The 19,781-nt window shown below is 42.6% G+C and carries 22 protein-coding genes and 1 pseudogene; 13 read left to right on the top strand and 10 right to left on the bottom strand.

Annotation, left to right across the window (positions count from 1 at the left end; translation table 11 throughout):
* From ACH0BF_RS14330 to ACH0BF_RS14310, 5 genes and pseudogenes are all read left to right on the top strand, one after another.
* A pseudogene (locus ACH0BF_RS14330) lies at positions 1–75 on the top strand (aldehyde dehydrogenase family protein); the annotation flags it as partial.
* A gap of 49 nt (positions 76–124) precedes the next feature.
* Complete coding sequence (locus ACH0BF_RS14325) at positions 125–481, top strand: DUF779 domain-containing protein (protein WP_120035562.1); 357 nt, start codon at positions 125–127, stop codon at positions 479–481.
* 165 nt (positions 482–646) lie between these two features.
* Complete coding sequence (locus tag ACH0BF_RS14320; protein WP_340851842.1) at positions 647–1,801, top strand: alpha-hydroxy-acid oxidizing protein; 1,155 nt, start codon at positions 647–649, stop codon at positions 1,799–1,801.
* A gap of 201 nt (positions 1,802–2,002) precedes the next feature.
* Positions 2,003–3,190, top strand: coding sequence for an MFS transporter (locus ACH0BF_RS14315; RefSeq protein ID WP_340851840.1), 1,188 nt, complete (start codon positions 2,003–2,005; stop codon positions 3,188–3,190).
* Positions 3,191–3,292: 102 nt separating this feature from the next.
* Positions 3,293–4,309, top strand: a complete 1,017-nt coding sequence (locus ACH0BF_RS14310) for an LLM class flavin-dependent oxidoreductase (RefSeq protein WP_406909545.1) — start codon at positions 3,293–3,295, stop codon at positions 4,307–4,309.
* A 122-nt stretch (positions 4,310–4,431) separates the two neighbouring features.
* Here the strand turns inward: ACH0BF_RS14310 and ACH0BF_RS14305 are convergent, their stop codons facing one another.
* The 5 genes from ACH0BF_RS14305 to ACH0BF_RS14285 form a co-directional block, all read right to left on the bottom strand.
* Positions 4,432–4,662 (bottom strand): group-specific protein, encoded by a 231-nt coding sequence (locus ACH0BF_RS14305; RefSeq protein WP_120035570.1) that lies wholly within the window; start codon positions 4,660–4,662, stop codon positions 4,432–4,434.
* Positions 4,663–4,743: 81 nt separating this feature from the next.
* On the bottom strand, positions 4,744–5,592 hold the full coding sequence (locus ACH0BF_RS14300) for a TIGR03943 family putative permease subunit (protein WP_340851837.1): 849 nt from the start codon (positions 5,590–5,592) through the stop codon (positions 4,744–4,746).
* A gap of 13 nt (positions 5,593–5,605) precedes the next feature.
* The gene (locus ACH0BF_RS14295; protein WP_406909542.1) at positions 5,606–6,487 is read right to left on the bottom strand and encodes a permease; all 882 of its coding nucleotides are present in this window, start codon (positions 6,485–6,487) and stop codon (positions 5,606–5,608) included.
* Positions 6,488–6,640: 153 nt separating this feature from the next.
* On the bottom strand, positions 6,641–7,102 hold the full coding sequence (psiE, locus tag ACH0BF_RS14290; protein WP_340851833.1) for a phosphate-starvation-inducible protein PsiE: 462 nt from the start codon (positions 7,100–7,102) through the stop codon (positions 6,641–6,643).
* A 284-nt stretch (positions 7,103–7,386) separates the two neighbouring features.
* A complete protein-coding gene (locus ACH0BF_RS14285) occupies positions 7,387–8,106 on the bottom strand; it encodes a YebC/PmpR family DNA-binding transcriptional regulator (protein WP_406909541.1) in 720 nt (239 codons plus the stop codon).
* Between the two features lie 309 nt (positions 8,107–8,415).
* Here ACH0BF_RS14285 and ACH0BF_RS14280 point away from each other — a divergent pair, with 309 nt between their 5' ends.
* Positions 8,416–9,126 (top strand): HAD family hydrolase, encoded by a 711-nt coding sequence (locus tag ACH0BF_RS14280; RefSeq protein WP_406909540.1) that lies wholly within the window; start codon positions 8,416–8,418, stop codon positions 9,124–9,126.
* An 82-nt stretch (positions 9,127–9,208) separates the two neighbouring features.
* Here ACH0BF_RS14280 and ypfJ read toward each other — a convergent pair whose 3' ends face one another.
* A complete protein-coding gene (gene ypfJ / locus ACH0BF_RS14275) occupies positions 9,209–10,051 on the bottom strand; it encodes a KPN_02809 family neutral zinc metallopeptidase (RefSeq protein WP_120035584.1) in 843 nt (280 codons plus the stop codon).
* A gap of 87 nt (positions 10,052–10,138) precedes the next feature.
* Entirely contained in the window at positions 10,139–11,257 is a 1,119-nt protein-coding gene (locus tag ACH0BF_RS14270; protein WP_406909539.1) for an NAD(P)/FAD-dependent oxidoreductase, read from the bottom strand.
* 179 nt (positions 11,258–11,436) lie between these two features.
* Between ACH0BF_RS14270 and ACH0BF_RS14265 the strand changes: the two genes are divergently transcribed.
* Positions 11,437–11,616: a small acid-soluble spore protein H gene (locus tag ACH0BF_RS14265; RefSeq protein WP_406909538.1), complete on the top strand. Its 180-nt coding sequence runs from the start codon at positions 11,437–11,439 to the stop codon at positions 11,614–11,616.
* Positions 11,617–11,671: 55 nt separating this feature from the next.
* On the opposite strand, the gene cidR is transcribed toward ACH0BF_RS14265, so the two are convergent.
* On the bottom strand, positions 11,672–12,565 hold the full coding sequence (cidR, locus tag ACH0BF_RS14260; RefSeq protein WP_340851827.1) for a cidABC operon transcriptional activator CidR: 894 nt from the start codon (positions 12,563–12,565) through the stop codon (positions 11,672–11,674).
* 109 nt (positions 12,566–12,674) lie between these two features.
* Between cidR and ACH0BF_RS14255 the strand changes: the two genes are divergently transcribed.
* Both ACH0BF_RS14255 and ACH0BF_RS14250 read left to right on the top strand, forming a co-directional pair.
* Positions 12,675–13,049, top strand: a complete 375-nt coding sequence (locus ACH0BF_RS14255) for a CidA/LrgA family protein (RefSeq protein WP_120035592.1) — start codon at positions 12,675–12,677, stop codon at positions 13,047–13,049.
* A complete protein-coding gene (locus tag ACH0BF_RS14250) occupies positions 13,046–13,720 on the top strand; it encodes a CidB/LrgB family autolysis modulator (protein ID WP_340851823.1) in 675 nt (224 codons plus the stop codon). The genes ACH0BF_RS14255 and ACH0BF_RS14250 overlap by 4 nt, the downstream gene beginning before the upstream one ends.
* A 43-nt stretch (positions 13,721–13,763) precedes the next feature.
* On the opposite strand, the gene ACH0BF_RS14245 is transcribed toward ACH0BF_RS14250, so the two are convergent.
* Positions 13,764–14,813, bottom strand: coding sequence for an NAD(P)/FAD-dependent oxidoreductase (locus ACH0BF_RS14245; protein WP_340851821.1), 1,050 nt, complete (start codon positions 14,811–14,813; stop codon positions 13,764–13,766).
* 173 nt (positions 14,814–14,986) lie between these two features.
* Between ACH0BF_RS14245 and ACH0BF_RS14240 the strand changes: the two genes are divergently transcribed.
* From ACH0BF_RS14240 to ACH0BF_RS14225, 4 genes are all read left to right on the top strand, one after another.
* The gene (locus ACH0BF_RS14240) at positions 14,987–15,778 is read left to right on the top strand and encodes an ABC transporter ATP-binding protein (protein WP_120035598.1); all 792 of its coding nucleotides are present in this window, start codon (positions 14,987–14,989) and stop codon (positions 15,776–15,778) included.
* 2 nt (positions 15,779–15,780) lie between these two features.
* Complete coding sequence (locus ACH0BF_RS14235) at positions 15,781–16,704, top strand: iron-hydroxamate ABC transporter substrate-binding protein (protein ID WP_340851818.1); 924 nt, start codon at positions 15,781–15,783, stop codon at positions 16,702–16,704.
* A 69-nt stretch (positions 16,705–16,773) separates the two neighbouring features.
* Complete coding sequence (locus ACH0BF_RS14230) at positions 16,774–17,784, top strand: FecCD family ABC transporter permease (RefSeq protein ID WP_406909537.1); 1,011 nt, start codon at positions 16,774–16,776, stop codon at positions 17,782–17,784.
* Positions 17,781–18,788 carry a FecCD family ABC transporter permease gene (locus ACH0BF_RS14225; RefSeq protein WP_340851817.1) on the top strand — a complete coding sequence of 336 codons (1,008 nt, stop codon included), beginning with the start codon at positions 17,781–17,783 and terminating at the stop codon, positions 18,786–18,788. The genes ACH0BF_RS14230 and ACH0BF_RS14225 overlap by 4 nt, the downstream gene beginning before the upstream one ends.
* Before the next feature lie 122 nt (positions 18,789–18,910).
* Here the strand turns inward: ACH0BF_RS14225 and ACH0BF_RS14220 are convergent, their stop codons facing one another.
* Positions 18,911–19,720: an SDR family NAD(P)-dependent oxidoreductase gene (locus ACH0BF_RS14220; protein ID WP_120035606.1), complete on the bottom strand. Its 810-nt coding sequence runs from the start codon at positions 19,718–19,720 to the stop codon at positions 18,911–18,913.
* Positions 19,721–19,781 lie beyond the last annotated feature (61 nt).

Raw genomic sequence — 19,781 nt, 5'->3', positions numbered from 1 at the left:
ATGATGTTGTCTCATTACCAGCAAACGAAAAACCTGCTCGTCAGCTACAGCGAGGATGCCCTTGGATTCTTCTAATACTTACAAGCACAGCATCTTCTGCACTAGCGGAAAGGAGCGTATTTAAATGGTTGAACGTGTAACAGCCACCCCTGCTGCCCTTGAATTAATTGACAAGCTGAAGCAAAAATACGGTCCCCTTATGTTTCACCAATCGGGAGGCTGCTGTGATGGCAGCTCCCCAATGTGTTATCCGGAGGGTGAATTCTTAACAGGCGATAGTGACGTACTGCTTGGTAAAATTGGCGGCTCCTCTTTTTATATTAGTGAAGCCCAATATGAATACTGGAAACATACACAGCTGATCATTGATGTCGTTGACGGACGTGGTGGGATGTTTTCCCTCGAAGGTCCTGAAGGCAAGCGATTTTTAACGAGGTCGCGTGTCTTCACACCGGAAGAGCGTCAGGAATTAAATATTTAAACACAAGAGACCGGCCTTCAGCCGGTCTTTCTATTTCAGATGGCAATATATCCATCTGAAACGTATGTACAAGTGGAAAAATAAACCTTACAATAATAAAAGAAAGAAAATTCGAAATTTATCTTAGGAAATGACACAAAATAATAGAAGAGTGAGGTCCTGCAAATGAGTCAACCAGAACAGCTAATACCAGCTGAAGAAGTCAGTAAAGAAATCGAATTTCCGCTTTCATTTGATGAGTGGGAGCAAAAAGCGGCGAGTCTCATGCAGGCTGGTGGATACGGCTATGCCAGCTCGGGTGCTGGAAAAGGAGAAACAGCTAAAAGGAACGAAGAAGCCTTTGGCAAATGGGCAATTGTTCCGAGAATGTTAAGCGATGTGTCTAATGCCGACATGAGCGTGTCATTATTTGGCCGCACATATAAGCGGCCGTTTCTGCTGGCACCGATCGGCATGCAAAAGCTTGCTCATCCCGAGGGAGAATTGGCCTCTGTTAGAGCCGCCGCCGCTTTAGGAATTCCTTTCGTATTAAGTACAGTAGCAAGCCATTCTATTGAACAAGTAGCAGCGGCCGCCCCAACGGGCTCTAAATGGTTTCAGCTTTATTGGTCTAACAACGAAGATGTTTCTTTCAGCATGGCGGAAAGAGCGGAGAATGCAGGTTATGAAGCCATTGTCGTGACAGTGGATACAATTCGAACAGGCTTCCGTGAAACCGATATTCGCAATCAATTTTCCCCGCTCGCTAAAGGCTTTGGGAAAGCGAATTACGAAAGTGATCCTGCCTTTATGAATGCCTTAAAGAGCCATGATGAGGAAGCAATCGTTACGTCTATGCTGGAAAACATGCAAACGTTATCTCTTCATTGGAACCATATCGCCAAGCTGAAAGAAAGAACCAACTTGCCTGTTTTGTTAAAAGGTATTTTACACCCTGAAGATGCAAAAAGGGCATTAGAATATGGGGTAGACGGCCTAGTCGTTTCCAATCATGGAGGACGACAGCTCGACGGAACGATCGCTTCTATTGATGCTCTCCCTGCTATTGCGGAGGCTGTCCAAAAAAGGGTGCCTGTTTTATTTGATAGCGGCATCCGGCGGGGCACTGACGTGATTAAAGCTCTTGCACTAGGTGCGGATGCGGTTTTAATTGGACGACCATTCCTTTATGGCCTGGCGGCTCATGGACAACAGGGAATAGAAAAGGTTATTGAGAACTTCACCCGTGAAACGGAAATCTCCCTTTCACTCTGTGGTATAGCTAATTTATCTCAGCTTGGCATGCTTAAAATGGTAAGAGATTCGTTCGGCCAATTCTAAAGCAGCGTTGAAGGATTTGATAAAGCGACGACAAGAACTGATTTAATGCCTGCTTGATAGGTTATTAAATCAGTTCTTTTTATTCAGAAGCAGCCGAATGTAGCTTCTTTATGTCAAGCATTTGCGTTCACTGCTGGCTTTCAGTACTCTTTTATATAAGTTATATAATTTTTACTTGTCACAACTGAAAGGAAGGATGATATGACCGGGCAAGCATACATACGGACAAAAGCGGATAAAATCTGGACAAAAGACTTTATTCTTATTTGTTTGGCAAATTTCTTCATTTTTCTCGGATTTCAAATGACATTGCCGACCGTACCTCTTTTTGTTGAACATCTGGGGGGCAGCGAGCAGTCCATCGGTATTATTACAGGGATCTTCACTTTTTCTGCTCTTTTGCTCCGGCCTTATGTAGGCCATGCGTTAGAAAAGAGAGGACGTCAGCTCATTTATATGCTCGGGCTCGCTATTTTTGTCTTTTCAGTTGGTTCTTTCGGTTTTGCTGTCAGTATTGCCTTTCTGCTTGCCTTGCGCATTATTCAGGGAATCGGCTGGAGCTTTTCAACAACAGCCACCGGCACAATTGCGACTGACTTAATCCCTCCTAAACGACGCGGTGAGGGGATGGGCTATTTCGGGCTTTCCGGTAACCTTGCTATGGCGATCGGCCCCGCCTTGGGATTAACTCTGGCTAGCTCAATCTCCTTTGCAAAGTTGTTTATGATTTGTGCCGGTCTGGGTGTGGTTGCACTCATCCTGTCAACCAGGGTACGTTACAAGAAGGCAGAACCTTCTTTAAAGAAAGAGTCTCCTGGCAGATTTGACATTTTAGAAAAAACAGCAGTTAAACCATCCGTGCTACTGTTCTTTATCACAATTACGTTTGGTGGGATTTCTTCTTTTTTACCTTTGTACACAGCGCAAAAAGGCATTGGCGGAATTGAAATGTACTTTTTGATTTTCGCTCTCTTTCTCATGATTACCCGAACATTTGCTGGCAGAATTTATGATAGAAAAGGGCATATCGCTATTTTTCTCCCAGGATCTTTCATTATTTTTATCGCTATGCTTTTGCTTGCATGGCTTCCTAACTCTACAGCTCTTTTTATAGCAGCAGCGCTATATGGCACAGGTTTCGGCAGTGTCAATCCTGCTTTGCAAGCCTGGTCAGTTAATCAGGCGCCAAACAACCGAAAAGCGATGGCCAATGCGACGTTTTTCTCCTTTTTTGATCTTGGTGTAGGCGTTGGAGCAGTAGCCTTTGGTCAAATCGCCTTTTTGCTCAGTTACAAGGACATTTACTTAGCCTCAGCTGTCTCAGTGTTTTTATCTATGCTTCTATACACCATCATGTTATTAAAAGAACGGGGAAAGCAAATCAGGTAGATCATCAGGGCTATATCATCCAGCTTCTCAGGCAGTTCATTGGAAGATTGATCTCAAACACTGTATTATTTCTTATTGCAGAACCCATAAGGAGGGGAAATGATGACTGCAATAAAACCAAAACACTTCCAAGGCATTCCTTTATCTGTGCTCGATCTTGCTCCTATTAACGAAGGAAGCAATGCAGCACAGTCTTTTAAGAATAGTACCAACCTCGCTCAGCACGTGGAAAAATGGGGATTTCACCGTTATTGGCTGGCTGAGCATCACAATATGCCGGGCATTGCCAGTTCAGCGACGTCCGTAATCATCGGCCATATCGCCGGAGCGACCAAGCATATTCGCGTCGGATCGGGAGGCATTATGCTGCCGAACCACGCGACGCTTGTTATAGCCGAACAATTTGGAACACTCGAGTCCTTGTATCCCGGCCGGATCGATCTCGGCATTGGCCGTGCCCCTGGCAGCGACCAGGCGACCGCTTTTGCACTACGCCGCACACTTCATAGCCGCGTCGAGGATTTTCCGCTGCAGTTGGACGAACTCCAAGCTTACTTTGAAGGAAGTCCCTCTGCCCGTGTACGTTCGTTTCCTGGCGAGGGCTTGGACATTCCAATCTGGCTGCTTGGCTCAAGCGATTTCAGCGCCCGCCTTGCTGCTCAGAAAGGTTTGCCTTTTGCTTTTGCCAGTCACTTTGCGGCAGAATATACACTTCCAGCTTTAAAAATTTATCGCGACAACTTCACCCCTTCCAGTGTGCTTCAGGAGCCGTACGCTATGGTTGGAGTAAATATTATTGCCGCTGATACGGAAAAAAGAGCTCAGTGGTTAGCCACTTCTCAACAGCAGCAATTTCTAAGCTTAAGAAGGGGCGAACCCACACAGTTGAAGCCGCCTATTGATGATATTGATCAAGTTTGGAGTCCATTTGAACGAGCCGCCATTGAGAAAACGCTGGATTCACGGGCTACTATTGTTGGTACACCTGAAATTGTTCAGCAAAAACTTTCCAGCTTCCTGGAAGAAACAAAAGCGAATGAAATTATCGTTAATTCACAAATTTTTCACCACCAAGACCGGCTGCGTTCGTATGAGATTGTAGCCGACATGATGGAATAGCTTTTCATACAAAACGCCCGGCAATCATCAATAAATGGATTGCCGGGCGTTGCTGTTTCTGCTTATTGTACGTTTATTTGCTGACCGGGCAGGCTATTTTTTATACCATGCCTTTAAATCTTTTATCCCTTAACGAGCTGCCTTAGCTTTTCATTTCTTGTTTCTTGCTCTTCCTGGGAGGATAGATCATATTTTTTAAGTAAGTGGAAAAGTTCATTTAGCGTATGCTGTGCGTGCTGGTCTTTTAAAAACTTGTACAAATTTTCATATAAAGATGTCGAAAGAAATTCTTTTTGGCTTTCCAGCTTTTGAATCACATCTTGTTGTGAATGATCAATATTACACTGTCCCATGCAAACCACCCTTTCCAATTTCTTCATTAGTCCTTCAACTACAATCTAGCATAAAAGCCCTTATCATTCAGCTTCAAGATATTAATACCCTCTATAGACATAAGGATCTTTTGGCTTATCGATCGGATGCCATTCTTTTACAAGCAATACTGGGATCGTTGACTTGAACGGCTGATAATAAATGGATGACAAGGTGCCTTTCACATGAATCCAGTCATCATCTTGAAGATTTGTTTCTTCCGGGAATTCAACTAGCATCCCAAAAGCCCCTGAATCTGCAACACAATGAATGATACCAAAACGAAGCACAAACAGCTGTCGCTTATCCGTACTCTCTCCATGAAAAGCAAAACCATCAAACTCAATGCTCTTTCCAAGAAAGTCCCCTGGAAAATCATAAATAGTTTCCATTCCTTTTAAAAACTGAGCATCATCTAAAACGATCTCCTGCTTAGAGGCATATTTAGCTAACTCCTTTTCCATCAGCTCATCATACCCCTCTTTGCCGTAATAGACACTCGTATCAGGCTTTAAATATTGAGTTTGGGCATAATGGTCGGCAGCCTCTATTTGTTCCATCGGCTTGAATGAAAACCCCTTTGATTTAACGATTGTTGAATCCAGTGTAGCAACCGGGAAAAACAAACCTGCTACTAAAGGAAACACAAAAACAAGATAGAAAAGCCACCGCTGGTAAAAAGGCTTATCCTTTTCGTGTTCGTGATCATGGTCGCAGCATGTCTCATCGGCTGACTCCCCTGATCCCTTAAAATAGTCATAGGCCTGAACAACGGTAAGAAGCGCAAAAATAAAAATCGCGCTGTATGATAAATATGCATATTTCATATTGATATATTTAGTGATATTTCCGGAAGCATGGAGATGAAAAAAGAAAAAGGTAAACAGCAATAAAATATAGATTCGAAACATCCCATTCCCTCCTTTAAATCAACAATGAACCAATAAATACAAAAATCGTAATATATGCAACTAAATACAATACAAATCGTTTATTAAATGTACCTAACATCATAAGAAGATTTTTAATATCGACCATCGCTCCGAAAACGAGAAAAGCAACTAGGGAGCCGGTGGAAAAAGTACTTCTAAAAGAAGAGGCGATAAAAGCGTCAGCCTCTGAACAAAGAGACAAAACAAAAGCCAAGCCCATCATAACAAGATGAGAAGCTGCTTCCGTTTGTCCAATCTCTAATAGAGTGGAAGTTTTAACGTACGTTTGCATAGCTGCTGCAATAAATGCTCCGATAATCAAATATTTACCGACCGAGAAAAATTCCTCTGCGGCATGACGCAGCATACCAACAAACTTATGGATGAATGTCTGCTTTCCCTGAGTATGACAGTGGTCATGTGCTGAACCTTTCTCCAAAAGTTGGTTTTCGTTAAACTGCCACGAAATAATAGCCCCCACTAAAATAGCTACGATAAATGACAAGCCACCCCGGTATAGAGGCATATCCCACTGATTGCCAAACGCAACATAGGTTGAAAACAGAACAATTGGATTAATTACAGGTCCCGTTAACATAAACGCAATGCCGGCATGCAAAGGAACGCCTTTTAAAAGAAGCCGGCGGACAATCGGTACGATGCCGCATTCACAGGCTGGGAATAAAGATCCAATGACCGCTGCAGACAGGACAGCAAAAAAACGGTTTTTCGGTATAACTTTCGCTATCATTTCCTCTGTGATAAACATTTGAATAAATCCAGAAATGAAAACGCCAATTAATACAAATGGAATCGCTTCTATTAATATACTAATAAAAATTGTGTTTAACTGTAGAAATGATTGCGAGAACATGAGAAAAATCCTCTCTACTTATAGAGCTGTGCATATCAAGACCTCATTATAACACACTACTTTTTAATCTCTTATTATTTGCATCTTGCCTTTATAAACGAACAGGACCATTCAAAAGCCCAGAAAACAAAGGCTTAAGAACAGTCCTAAAAACTACTCTTCATTTGAATTTTCCCTTCTAAAGAACCACCGTACTTCCGGCCTTTCGTGCGGGGTAAGATTCATTATAAAATAACCAATAATCAAAATTAAAACAACAAGTGAATAAAGCAATGTGTTGATAGGATGGTCATGGTCAACAATAATAAGCCGAATCATAGCCGTGATGCCGATATATAGAAAATACCTAAGCGGAAAGTGATAATCTTCCTTAAAATATTTAACGATCATTGTGATAAATTCGAAATATAGAAAAAAGATAAGAATATTCGCGAGGAAAAGCTTGTAATCATTCGCCCCTCTTTCTATTAAAATTTGGCTGAAAACAATCAGCTCTTTCACTAATAAAAAAGATAAAATGATAGCAAGAAAAATCAGAGAGACATTTAATATGGTTTGAAGAACCTTAGGAATAATTTTCAAAACAATTGTGAAATCCTTTTTCGTTTTAGACATCGAATACTTCCTCCACCCTATTCTAAAATGACCATACTTAACATTTCACATAAGAATTTCTACGTCGTTCATTTATGTATAGAACTTGGGTGAATGATCCACGGCATGATCCTATCCTCCTTGACCTTAAAAATGATAATAAGTATATATCATATTCTAACTATTTTTAAAATTCAAGATAGGGAAAGCACGCACTATTTACAATTTTTTAAACGTTACACGATTTAATTTTACAAACAACAAAAAAGCAGACCTTTGCTGAGGCAAAGGTCTGCTTAGTATTCTTACTCTCCTAAATCTACATTATGATACACTTGCTGAACGTCTTCCAAGTCCTCCAGGGCATCGATCATCTTTTCAAATTGATCCTGTGCATCTTCTGGCAGAACAATTTCATTTTGTGCCAGCATTGTCAGCTCAGCCACCGTAAATTCTGTAATTCCGACTCCCTTTAATGCCTCCTGCACCGCATGGAACTGGTCTGGCTCAGCGTAAACGATGACTGCGTCATCTTCTTCTATGATGTCTCTAGCATCAACGTCTGCTTCCATTAAAATCTCCAATACTTCATCGGCTGTTTTTCCTTCAATTCCAATAACAGCTGTCGCATCAAACATATAAGCAACCGATCCGCTTACACCCATATTGCCGCCGTTTTTGCCGAAGGCAGCCCGCACCTCTGACGCTGTACGATTTACGTTATTTGTCAAAGCATCAACGATAACCATCGATCCATTTGGACCGAAACCTTCATAACGAAGTTCGTCATAGTTCTCATCTGATCCGCCTTTTGCTTTTTCAATCGCGCGGTCAATAATATGTTTTGGCACACTGTATGTTTTAGCACGTTCCAGTACAAACTTTAGCGCCTGATTCGATTCTGGATCAGGTTCACCTTGTTTGGCCGCTACATAAATTTCACGCCCAAATTTAGCATATATGCGACTTGTGTTAGCATCTTTTGCTGCTTTCTTCTCTTTAATATTGTTCCATTTACGTCCCATCGTGAACACTCTCTTTCCACTTTGAATCTAAATTAAATGATGAATGCAAAACAAACTGGCTTTTCAACGCTATTTCAAAGGAGCTTGTGACGATTATATATAACGAATCAAGTACGTTGCTTAATCATGCGCAGATTATATTATACCGCAATTAAAGCTGCTTTGAAACAAAGAAGAAGAGACCATCTCTCCACTTTTGCAAAACAATATTTTCCAGTTGAATGACAATGTCTTCGCACCATGTTAAAATATTTGATGTGGGAACGTTCCCACATCAAGTTATATAAAAAATTCAGAGGAGTTCTGCCTATGTATAAGCTGCTTGCTTTTGATTTAGATCATACGCTTTCCGATCCTGATAGGCCGATTCATCCAGATATACTTCAATTTTTACGAAAGGCTGAGGATCAAGGAATAAAGATCGCTATTATATCAGGCCGCCCTGCGATGTACTTAGGAGGCTTAGGAAGGCAGCTAGGGTTAAAAGAGCCTATCATAGCTGGAGAAAACGGCGCGCATATTTACTATCAAATCGGCTTTCCTCCTAAGAAAGTATTTACTCATGAGGTCCATCCATCAGGAAAGCAAAAGCTGGATCATCTGCGCTCACTTGTTCAAAAGAATTTTGGCCATACCGCCTGGATACAACCGAATTTCACTAACTTTGCTGTTTTTCCAATGAAGCAGGAAGTGCGTGACGAGCTTTTAGACTTCGTTACCCATTATTATCATCATGTGATTGATGATCACGAATACACGTTTTATGCCCATCCTGATGACAGCTTTGAAATCGTCCCTCCTGGGATTGACAAAGGGGTTGCTCTAAATATTATTATGGATTGGGAAGGTATCAAGAAAGAGCAAGTGATAGCAGTCGGAAACAGCGCTAACGACTTGCCAATGCTAAGGGAGGCCGGTGTAGCCATTGGCATTGGCCTACACGAAGCAGACTACACGGTCAGTCACATTAAAGAAGCTATCGCTTTTATTAAAGAGCGCCTGAACATACAATTGGATTAGTTAGAACAAGCCTTGTGCAAAAAGAAGCGTTTCTTCCCATTGCACAAGGCTTTTCATAAACAACTTTTTCAGTTACATGCTTTTATAAGTCGCGGGCGTTAAATGTATCTCCACCCTCTAAGCTTCCCGACTGAAACCCTTTGTAAAACCAGCGCTTTCTCTGCTCGGATGTTCCATGAGTGAAGCTTTCAGGAACAACATATCCTCTCGCCTGTTTCTGAAGGGTATCATCGCCGACAGCACTTGCAGCATTTAGTGCTTCATCAAGGTCGCCTTCCTCTAACAGTCCCATTCCTTGAGCATGGCGGGCCCATACACCAGCCAAGTAGTCTGCCTGCAGCTCAAAGCGGACCAGGTACTTGTTAAACTCCTCCTCGCTGAGACGCTGCCGGAGCGGCATAATCTTGTCGCTTGTTCCGAGAAGCGTTTGGACGTGATGTCCTACCTCATGAGCAACCACATAAGCCATCGCAAAATCTCCGGGTGCATCGAATCTTTGCTGTAACTCATCATAAAAGCTTAAGTCAATATAAAGCTTTTGGTCACCTGGACAATAAAATGGTCCCACTGATGCACTCGATGTTCCACAGGCGGATTGCACACTATTTGTATACAAAACCAGCGTCGGCTCTTTATAGACCAACCCTTCCTGCCTAAAGATTTCTGACCATACATCCTCTGTATCCGCCAATACAACAGATACAAACTCTGAACGCTCTTTCTCCTGCTCCGTTTCTTCATAAGAGCCGCTGTTATTATTATCTGTCGTTTGCAGACTGTTCATCAAATCCGTCGGATCGCCGCCGAGAAAAGTAAAGACGAGGATAAGAATCAAACCGCCGATTCCTCCCCCGAGGAGCGTTCCTCCACTCATTCCTCTTCTATCTTCAACGTTGGAGCTTTCCCTTCTTCCTCTCCACTTCATCCTGCTTCCTCCCCTGGTTGCTTCGTCATTAGTGTTATACCCGGGATTGGCTAATTTAAAAAAGAAGATTTTGGATAAAAGAGCAGCCTAGGAATGAATGGCTCCTGCTACATCGTACAGCTGTAAATCAATATCAACGGCTTCACCAACAGCAAGTTTGGCAAGCTGTGCGCCAAGAAACGGTCCGGCTGTTAATCCAGAAGCACCTAGACCATTGGCAAGAAGAAGATTTTCAAAGCCTGGCACCTTCCCGATCACCGGCAGAAACCCCGGCGTGAAAGGGCGAAAGCCAACGCGTGCTTCCACAAATGTCCCATCAGCCAACCCTGGTGCGACAGATAAGGCTTTATCAAAAACTTCCTGTAAGCCGCCGGCTGTAATACGGCGGTCAAAATTTTCATGTTCCTCATGTGTAGCGCCAATGACAATCCGTCCTTCCTCAAACGCAAGAATATATTGGTCACTTGGCGGCATAACAACCGGCCAGCTCCCAGTCTCCGTGTTCTCCAGTTGAAGATGAACAATTTGGGCTTTTTGGGAGGTGATTTGAAAACTTAATCCAAGCGGCGCCAATAATTCACCTGCCCATGCTCCGGCTGCTACAATTACACTGTCTGCCTCGTGCTCCTTGCCTTTTACTCGTACGCCGGTGATTTCACTGCCTGTCTTCATCAGCTCCGCAGAGCCATGTATATGTACAGCGCCCTGCTTTTGTGCCGCTCGCAGAAGCGCCGCTCGCAAGGCACGACCGTTCACGCGCGCTGCCCCGCCCACATGCACAGAAGCAAAGTCTTTCGATAAGGACGGAAATAAGGCGGACGTTTCAGCAGAAGTAAGCAGACAGACCTCACCGATTTCTGGCGCATCCTCCCGCCTCTTCAGTGCTCTTTCTTTCATTTTTTCGAGTTTTCCGGCATCCGTTTGCAGGCTAATTGCTCCCACTTGCTGATATCCTATTTCTGTTTCCCCGTCTTTTTCAAGCTGATCAATCAGCGAAGCATAGTACGCCGCTCCTCCTTTGGCAAGCGCATACCAGGCCTTATTTCGCCGCTGAGACAGCCATGGACAAATGATACCGGCTGCCGCATCCGTTGCTTGACCAGGATCTTGCCGGTCAATAACAGTGACTTTCGCTCCTGCTTTCACCAAGTGATACGCTGTTGATGCTCCTAAAATTCCTGCACCGACCACAATAAATTTTTTCATATAACCACCTTTTCAAATGGATTCCCTTATTTGAGAACAAACATTTTGTGCTTACATTTTAACATGCAGCTTCATGAACGCCCTATTCTAAAATAATAGCAGCCTGTGGCAAAACACAGAATATACGATCAGCTTCATGCCAATATTAGAAAAGAAGTAAATTATAAGGAGGCCAGCCCATGAACAAACAGCGTGCCAAAGAAATTGCTACTTCACCTGTTATGATAAATGTGACCTATCAGGGAGTGCCTGTTTACATCCAACACGTAGATGAACAGAATGAAACAGCCAGAATCTACCCTTTGGATGAACCGGAAAAAGAACAACACGTATCCTTAAATAATCTGGAAGAGCATTAAACCGGCCCCCTGCCAGCTTTTGTTTCTTACTTACTCCTTGGAGGAGCAGGAGCAGTCAATCGCTCCTGCCTCCAAATAAATCTTCAGTAAATCTCAGCCATTCACGCGCTGCAAACGAAAGGTACCGATTTTTACGCCAAATCATTACCAGATGCCAAGGAATTATCGGATCTACAAGCGGCAAAACCCGAATTCTCTCCTTATCTAGTTCCCGACAAATCGGTTCCGGGAGAAAGGCAATGCCAAGATTGGCAGCTACCATCTCACTAATAAAGTCCCATTGCGAGCTTTCATATATGACCTGCGGCTGAAACCCCTTTCGTACACATTCTGCAATCACCCGGTCGTGGAGGGCGAAATCTTTACGAAAAAAAATAAAAAACTCCTGCTGCAGCTCTGCCAAAGTTACTTTTTCTTTTTCCGCTAGTGGATGAGACGGGTGAACGAGCAGCATCACCTTTTCTCTTACGAGTGAAAAGGAATGAAACAATGCCTCATTTGCTGGCGACAGCACCACCCCAATATCGAGCAAACCGCTTTCCACATCCGCCTCTACCTTCTTTGCTCCGTCTTCTACAAGATGAATCACGACATCCGGATATTGTTCACGAAACTTCCCCAATACTTTAGGAAAAAAACTAGACCCAATCATTGGAGGCAGACCAATAGTGATACGGCCCTTTTTTAAATTCATTAAATCATCCAACTCTGTTGAGAGATGATGAAACGAATGAACAATATCCTGTGCCTGAGCAAAAATAACTTGCCCGGCATCTGTTAATTCGATCTGCTTGCCTGAACGGTTAAACAATATAACTCCCAACTCTTCTTCAATGCTCTTAATCATTTTGCTAATCGTTGGCTGTGTAATATATAAAGACTCAGCTGCCTTTGTAAAACTCTTATGCTCGGCAACCTTTAAAAAATATTGTAAATGCCGGATATCCATTTTCCTTCTCCTTTTTAGCTATAGATAAAAGGAATGCCATTTATTCTATATATGCATTTTACCTATGAAAGCAGATGAAGTACACTTTTCTTTGAAGGGAGGAAATGACATGAGGATTTTCCTTAAAAGCATTGTTCAAATCATCCTCTTATGCGCCTTTTCTCTAGGCATGGACCAGCTCGTTAACTGGCTTCATTTAAAAATTCCAGGAAGTATTTTAGGCATGTTCATTCTGTTTATTCTGCTGCAAACGAGGATCGTCCGGATTGAGTGGGTTGAACTAGGGGCGAATTGGCTTCTTGCCGAGTTGTTATTGTTCTTCATCCCCTCTGCTGTGGGAATCGTAAAATATAAAAATGTGTTAATGAATGATGGCCTTTATGTCACATTAGTGATCGTTCTAAGCACAGCCATCGTGATGGCTTGTACGGGGCTAACAGCTAAAAAAATTGCTGAAAGGAAGGAGCAGAGACACTCATCATGATCGCTCTCTATAGTCTCGTTTTTACTATATGTTTGTATTGGGGAGCTAAATGGTGTTACAAACGGAAGCCAAAAGTGTATTTGTCTCCCCTACTCACAGTGCCGGTACTCGTTGTCGGCTGTTTATTTTTGACACACACATCTTACGAATCATACGATATGGGAGCACAGTGGCTGAGCCGGTTGCTTGAACCAGCAACGATTGCGTTTGCCATTCCGCTTTATAAGTATTTCAATATATTAAAAAAACATGCAGCTGAAATTATCATCAGTGTGCTGTCAGGCTCAATTGCAGCTATCTTTTCATCTATGGCTATTGCTAAAGTACTGCACTTAAACACACAAATTGTTGATAGCCTTATTCCTCGTTCTGTCACTACTCCTATTGCCATGGGAGTCTCTGAAAGCATTGGCGGCATCCCAGCAATTACAGCTGTATTTGTTATTATGACAGGGTTGCTCGGCTCTATTATTGGCCCAATTATTATTCAGCTTTTTCGGATCGAAAATGAAATTGCCCGAGGTGTCCTGCTTGGTACAGGAGCACATGGCGCCGGCACGTCAAAGGCTTTTGAGTTTAGTTCAATTACAGGGACCATTTCCAGTTTATCTATGATTCTGGCTGCACTTATTACTCTTTTGATGGTCCCATGGATCCCAGTGTTTTTTTAAGCAACGATAAAGAGGAACTTCCCACTAAAGGGAGGTTTCCTTATTATTTAACCAATTGTTTCACTAATTCTCTGTTACGTGCTTTAAACCTCTCATTATGCGAGGATACCATCCCATATTCTGCAGCACCTGGCTGAATAAATTGTTTTGCTTTGTTGACTGCATTCGCTGCATCATGGAAAGCTCCGGCGATTAAATGCACCTTGCCGTCATGTTTTAGGATATCCCCGGCAGCATAAAGCCCCTCTACCGATGACTCGCTGGCGGCGGTGCCGGCAATAAAGTACTCATTTGCTCTTTCAATATTCAATTTACTGCTTTCAAGAAATGTCTTGTCCTGCTCATAGCCATGGCTAATGATCACTTCATCAATAGGCAAATATGCGATCTGGCCTGTTTGATGATTGGTAAGCTCAACCCGTTCAATCACTTCATGATTTTTGCAGGCAATCAGCTTTGTAATGGACGTATGGAAAAAACAAATCGCCGAACTATTCATCAGCTGTGTCACTTGTGCCTCGTGTCCATTTAACGCTGCTTTTCGATAAGTTACATACACCGTTTTAGCGATAGGCTCTAATTCATTCGCCCAGTCTATCGCCGAGTTTCCGCCTCCTGAAATAATGACCGTTTTATCCTTAAAGCGTTTCAAAGATTTAACCGTATAGTTTAAATTAGACACTTCAAACCTTTCTGCCCCTTCAATTTCAAGCTTTTGCGGATTTAATATTCCGCCGCCGACAGCGACAATCACGGTTTTGGAAAAATGCTTTCGCCCGGAAGCCGTATGTAACATAAAGATTCCTTCTTCATCCCGGGTAATTGACTCTACTTTCTCATTCAATACGACCTCCGGATTAAATGTTAACCCCTGCTCTACAAGCTGCTCAATTAATTTTGCCCCTGGTATAGGAGGCTGACCCCCCACATCCCAAATCATCTTTTCCGGGTAAACATGCAACTTTCCTCCTAATTGGGGCTGATACTCAATCAGCTTTGTTTTCATTTCTCTTAACCCGCTATAAAACGCTGAATAAAGACCTGCTGGTCCGCCACCAATAATCGTCACATCGAACAATTCTGCTCTTTCCATTCCCATTCACCCCTTGGCAACTAATTGTTATTGATTATCATTATCAATTAATATAACCTTTTTCTCTTGCTTTTACAACGAAAATAGCCATTGACAACTGAATAAGGGGCAATTATAGTAAGCATATAAACGATATTGATAATCATTATCAACAAATTTTAGGAAGTGAAGCTATGATTCGTCTCTATACAGATGACTTGCATGTAGGTTATGGCGAGCGCTTAATTGTCAAAGGGCTGAGCGTAGAAATTCCCGATAAAAAAATTACAACGATTATCGGCTCAAATGGCTGTGGTAAATCCACCTTATTAAAGGCCATCACCCGGATTATTTCTCATCAGTCGGGAACAGTCATTTTAGATGGAGAAAATATTGCAAAGGAAAATACAAAGGCACTCGCCAGAAAAATGGCGATTCTTCCACAAACACCCGAGAGTGCAAGCGGCCTGACAGTCGGTGAATTAGTCTCTTATGGACGCTTTCCTTACCAGAGAGGGTTTGGGCGCTTGACGAAAAAAGATTATGAAGTCATTGATTGGGCCCTTGAGGTTACCGGAACACAGGACTTTAAATTCCTGCCGGTGGATGCACTATCAGGAGGCCAGCGTCAGCGTGTCTGGATTGCCATGGCTCTTGCTCAGGAAACAGAAATTATTTTCCTTGATGAACCGACGACCTATTTAGATATGGCCCACCAGTTGGAAGTACTGGAGCTTTTGCAAAAGCTGAATAAAGAACAGGAACGCACAATTGTTATGGTCCTTCATGACCTAAATCAAGCTGCCCGTTTTGCTGATCATATTATTGCTTTAAAAAACGGTGAAATTGTAAAAGTTGGAGATTGCGAGGAAGTCATGAGACGTGAGGTGCTGAAACAAGTGTTTCATATTGATGCCGACATTGGACGGGATCCCCGAACAAACAAACCTATTTGTATTACTTATAACTTGGTAAAAGGAGAATAAACATGAAAAAAATACTCATCTCATTTGTCCTGCTAATTGCGCTTGTTCTTGGCGCCTGCAGCGGCGGAGCAACAGAGAAAAAGGAAAGCTCAGATTCAAATGAAAAAGGATCGAAAACGATCACGTATCAATCTGAAAATGGACCTGTCGAAGTTCCTGCCCATCCTAAACGTGTGGTCGTTCTTCAATCATTTGCGGGCAACGTCATGTCTCTAGGCGTTAACCTTGTAGGAGTCGATTCATGGTCAAAAATGAACCCACGCTTTGAGAAAGGGCTTAAAGATGTGGAAGAAGTGTCAGAGGAAAATCTTGAGAAAATTATTGAGTTGAATCCCGATTTAATCATTGGTTTATCTACTACTAAAAATATTGATAAGTTAAAAGAAATTGCTCCTACTGTCACTTATACATACGGAAAAGTAGATTACTTAACTCAACATGTAGAAATCGGTAAACTGCTCAACAAAGAGAAAGAAGCACAGGCTTGGGTTGACGACTTTAAAAAACGCGCTGAAGCTGCCGGAAAAGATATTAAAGCGAAAATTGGTGAAGATACAACCGTTTCTGTTATTGAAAACTTCGATAAACAGCTTTACGTATTCGGTGATAACTGGGGTCGCGGTACCGAAATCCTTTATCAGGAAATGAAACTGAAAATGCCAGAGAAAGTAAAAGAAATGGCTTTAAAAGACGGCTACTATGCATTATCTTTAGAGGTTTTACCTGAATTTGCTGGCGATTATATGGTTTTTAGCAAAAACCCAGATACCGATAATTCATTCCAGGAAACAGACACGTATAAAAACATCCCGGCTGTGAAAAACAATCACGTGCTTGAAGTGAATGCAAAAGAGTTCTACTTTAATGATCCAATTACTTTAGATTTACAATTAGACTACTTTGTTAAAAGCTTTCTTGGTAACTAATGATCATTAAGGGAGTTCTTATTCAAGAATTCCCTTTCCTTATTTCACAAAAGAAAAGATGAGAGACGGATGAAAAAAGAAAATCAACGTTCTACTTTATTTATTTATAAGTTCATAGTCAGTGTGCTTTTATTGATCATTACCTTTGTTATAGCGATGGTATTTGGGGCAGCTGATACGTCCGTAAAGGAAGTATGGCTGGCACTGACCTCCGATGCCTCCGGCAAAAATATTTCCCTGATTCGTGAAATCCGCCTGCCGCGTGAAGTAGCAGCTATCTTTGTCGGAGCGGCATTAGCTGTTTCGGGGGCTATTATGCAAGGGATGACACGAAACCCACTGGCAGACCCAGGGCTGTTAGGGCTAACATTCGGAGCAAATGCCGCTCTCGCGATAACTATTGCTCTTTTTCCTTCGGCAAACTATCTCTCGATTATGATAGCTTGCTTTATCGGAGCAGCTGCCGGGGCTATGATGGTTTTTGGTATTGGTGCGATTAAAAAGGGGGGCTTCTCCCCTCTACGAATTGTACTAGCGGGCGCCGCTGTTTCAGCATTCTTATATGCTATCGCACAAGGTGTAGGCATTTATTTTAAAATCTCAAAGGATGTATCTATGTGGACAGCAGGAGGCATGATCGGCACATCCTGGAACCAGCTTCAACTTGTCGTGCCAGTTATTTTAATCGGCCTCCTCATTTCACTTTTGCTCTCCAGGCAGTTGACGATTTTAAGCTTGAGTGAAGAAGTTGCCGTTGGTCTAGGTCAAAAGACGCTGCTTGTCAAAATAGCACTCTTTATTGCTATTATCCTGCTGGCAGGCGCTGCTGTTGCACTTGTTGGGAACATGGCCTTTATCGGTTTAATGATCCCCCATATTGTACGGGCTGTGGTCGGAACAGATTATCGCTTTATTATTCCCATATCCATCTTTGTAGGCGCTGCTTTTATGCTTGTCGCTGACACACTCGGACGCACAATTAACTCTCCGTACGAAACACCGGTCGCTGCTATCGTATCCATAATGGGGTTGCCCTTCTTTCTGTTGATCGTACGTAAAGGAGGCAGTATGTTCTCATGATCGAGCCCGCTTTAGTAAGAAAACAGCGCATGATTTTATGGATTTTATTTGCCTTTATTATGATCACCGTCATCATTGGTATAAGAATGGGGTATGCCTCCCTGTCCTATGATCGGATTATTCCAACCCTTCTTGGCCAGGGCACATTTAAGGAAGAGTTTATTTTATTTTCCATTCGCTTGCCGCGTATTGTTATTACATTGTTAGCAGGAATGGCACTCGCTTTGTCTGGAGCTATTCTACAGGGCATTACACGTAATGATTTAGCTGATCCCGGCATTATCAGCATTAACTCCGGTGCAGGTGTAGCGATCGCTGTTTTCTTTTTATTCTTTCCAATCGAAGCCGGGTCGTTCGTTTACGCCCTGCCTCTCGTCGCTTTTGCCGGAGCTTTATTAACTGCTTGCCTTATCTATGCCTTCTCGTACAGCAAAAGCAATGGTCTGCAGCCGGTAAGGCTCGTACTTGTTGGAGTTGGTTTTGCTATGGCGCTTTCCGGGCTGATGATTGTCCTTATTTCATCCGCTGAGCGTTCAAAAGTAGACTTTATCGCTAAGTGGCTGGCCGGCAATATTTGGGGCACTGATTGGCCATTTGTCTGGGCACTCCTTCCGTGGTTAGTCGTACTTATTCCTTTTTCATTATATAAAGCGAATCGGCTTAACCTCCTTGCCTTAAATGAGCCAGTAGCTATCGGTGTTGGCGTAGCAATTGAAAAAGAGCGGCTCACGCTGCTTTTAACAGCAGTAGCACTTGCTGCTTCAGCCGTTTCTGTGACCGGCGGGGTTTCCTTTATCGGATTAATGGCTCCTCACATTGCCAAAGCTTTGGTCGGTCCTAGAAATCAGCTATTTATTCCTGTTGCCATTCTCATTGGCGGCTGGCTATTGCTGCTTGCAGACACGATCGGGCGCAATCTTGTTGATCCCGACGGTATCCCGGCTGGCATTATAGTTGCTTTGATTGGAGCTCCCTATTTTATGTATTTGCTGCTGAAAAAGTAATCACGTGTTTAGCATAAATTTAGCCCATTGAGTCTGAATAGCTTAGACTCAATGGGCTTTTTGCTGTTTTTTACAAACTTCAGCCAGCTTTATGTTGGTTATTTTATCTATTCTTAACGCTCTTATTTAGAACGTGATTGCTCTACAAATTGATTGAAATCAGGCATCGTTGGATTAGAGATATAATGCCCACCTTCTACTTGGATTGTCTGTCCTGTGATAAATTTAGATTCATCAGAAGCAAGGAATAAAGCCGTATAACCAATGTCATCCGCCTCGCCATGGTATGGCAGGGCGTTAAATTTAGCGAAAATATTCAGCACCTCTTCTGGCATATTGTTTTTAGCTGCAGGAGTTAAAATCAGCCCTGGGGCCACTCCATTACAGCGAATGCCATCTTTTCCATACTGTGCTGCAATGTATCTTGTCAAATTTACAACGGCAGCTTTAGAAGCTCCATAGGCAGAGCGCAGAGCGTCGCCAGCAAATGCCGCCATGGAAGCCGTGTTAATAATGGAGCCGCCTCCCGCTTTAATCATATGAGGAATAGCAAATCGGCTGCCTAACAATACACTTTTTGTGTTGACGTTCATTAAGCGGTCCCATTCTTCTAAATCTATGTTTATGACATCTAAATCTTTATGAAGGTTTGTTAAGCCGACATTGTTAAAAAGAACAGTAATTGTTCCATATTGCTCGACTGTAAAATCAACGGCCGCTTGAATAGAATCTTCCTTAGAAGCATCCAAAAATACAGCTGCTGCTTCTCCACCTTGTTTTTTTATATTTTCAGCTGCTTCTTTGGCCCCTTCGAGATTAAAGTCAGCAATAACAACCTTTGCTCCTTCTTTGGCCATTAACGAAGCTGCTGATAAGCCAATTCCTGAAGCTCCCCCTGTAACGAGAGCTACTTTTCCTTCTACTCGTCCCATGTCTTTCACTCCTTTATTTAATGCTTCCCAGCTATTTTCTCACCGATTCATTTAATGATTA

The sequence above is a fragment of the Pseudobacillus sp. 179-B 2D1 NHS genome, assembly GCF_045370945.1.
In the GTDB taxonomy this organism is placed as follows: domain Bacteria; phylum Bacillota; class Bacilli; order Bacillales; family Domibacillaceae; genus Pseudobacillus.
This window is presented reverse-complemented; position numbering and strand designations above follow the sequence as displayed.